The sequence below is a fragment of the Cetobacterium sp. genome (assembly GCF_048470075.1).
In the GTDB taxonomy this organism is placed as follows: Bacteria; Fusobacteriota; Fusobacteriia; order Fusobacteriales; family Fusobacteriaceae; genus Cetobacterium_A.
This window is the reverse complement of the sequence record NZ_DBGBQB010000374.1, coordinates 1-1,686: the sequence shown is the minus strand read 5'-3', so window position 1 is coordinate 1,686 and position 1,686 is coordinate 1. Positions and strand designations below refer to the sequence as shown.

At 28.3% G+C, this 1,686-nt stretch carries 1 protein-coding gene; it reads right to left on the bottom strand.

All coding sequences use genetic code 11. From position 1 onward, the window contains the following. On the bottom strand, positions 1–1,624 hold a 1,624-nt coding region (locus tag ACMOUI_RS13010; protein ID WP_418966125.1), incomplete at its 3' end, for a DEAD/DEAH box helicase family protein. Positions 1,625–1,686 lie beyond the last annotated feature (62 nt).

The window sequence follows — 1,686 nt, the reverse complement described above, 5'->3', positions numbered from 1 at the left end:
CAATAAAATCCAATATAACTACATATTCTTTATTTATACTTTTTCTAAGTCCTCTTCCCAACTGCTGAATATAAACTATTGAAGACTCTGTTGGTCTTAAAAAAATAACTTGATTTACACAAGGGATATCAATACCCTCATTAAATATATCCACTGTTACTATATATTCAATCTCACCTTTTTCTAACATCTCTATAGTATCTTCTCTTTCTGAATCACTACTTTTTCCACTTAAAGCTCTGCTTCTAACTCCTTTTTCATTTAATTTTTCAGCTAAAGCTGTGGCTTCTTCAACCTTTGAAGCAAATATAAGTCCATGTAACTTATCTCCACTATAACCATAGTATCTACTCTTCTCTATTATGTGATTAACCCTTTCATCTAACACTAAATTTTTTACCGACGTTTTCTCATCTATCTCTTTTCCTTCCACAACTATATCTGAAATACCAAAATAATGAAAAGGACACAACAGATTCTCTCTCAAAGCATCATGTAATCTAATCTCATAGGCTATATTATGATTGAATAGGTTATAGATATCAAAATCATCACTTCTCTCTGGAGTAGCTGTCATACCCAATAAAAACTTAGGTTTAAAATAATCTATTATTTTCTGATAACTTTTTGCCCCACTGTGATGTACTTCATCCACCACTATATAATCAAACTCCTCTTTTGAAAACAGTTCTAAATGTTTATCTTTGCTCAAAGTTTGGACCATAGCAAAAACTACATCTCTATCTATAAGTATATCCTCTCCATATATGCCCATATTTTTATTTTTTATTATAAGTTCATAGCTTTTTTTTGATTTTTCAAGTATTGTTTTTCTATGAGCTAAAAACAGTATTTTTTTGGGATTAGCCGCTTTTATATCAAAGGCACTTAAATATGTCTTTCCCGTTCCTGTGGCACTTATAAGCAGTCCTCTTGCTCTTTCTTTACGCAACTCTTCCAAAGATTTTAAAGCCTCTATCTGCATCATATTAGGTTTAATCTCTTTATTTTCTAACTCTCTTTGTTTTTGTAACTTTACTATTTTTTTATTTAATTTATATATCTCTTCATATTTTTCCACCATATTTAAAGTTAGATTTGGAAGATTATCAAAAGTTTTATTGAACTCATTTAGTATCTCATCTGCAATTTTACCTTTTTCTAATGAGCTTATTTTTAAGTTCCACTCAAAATTTACAGTTAGGGCTGTCTGAGTCAGATTACTACTTCCTATGATTAAGTTCCATATTCCATTTTTTTTAAAAAAATAACCCTTAGCATGAAATTTTTCACCACTTAATAGTTTTATATCTATATTTTTATACGACAATAATTTTTTTAACGCTTTAGGTTGAGTAAAATTTAGATAATCTCCAGTTAAAACTCTTCCTTTAATCCCTTTTTTCTCTAGCTCTTTTAATTGATCCAATATAAGAGAAAGTCCACCCTCTGTTATAAAAGCCACAGAGATTATGAACTCTTCACAGTTTTCAAACTCTTTTCTTATATCTGTAACTATTTTTCTATTTTTATTTGATAAAAGTTTATGTTGGTATTCACTTTTAGATTCTAATTCAAAATCAATGGAGCTTGTTTTTAAACTTTCTATTAAATATTTTTCCATTTTTCACCCTTATTTTCTTTAATTTTTATAAATTATTATACCATATTTTACAACCTTTATGT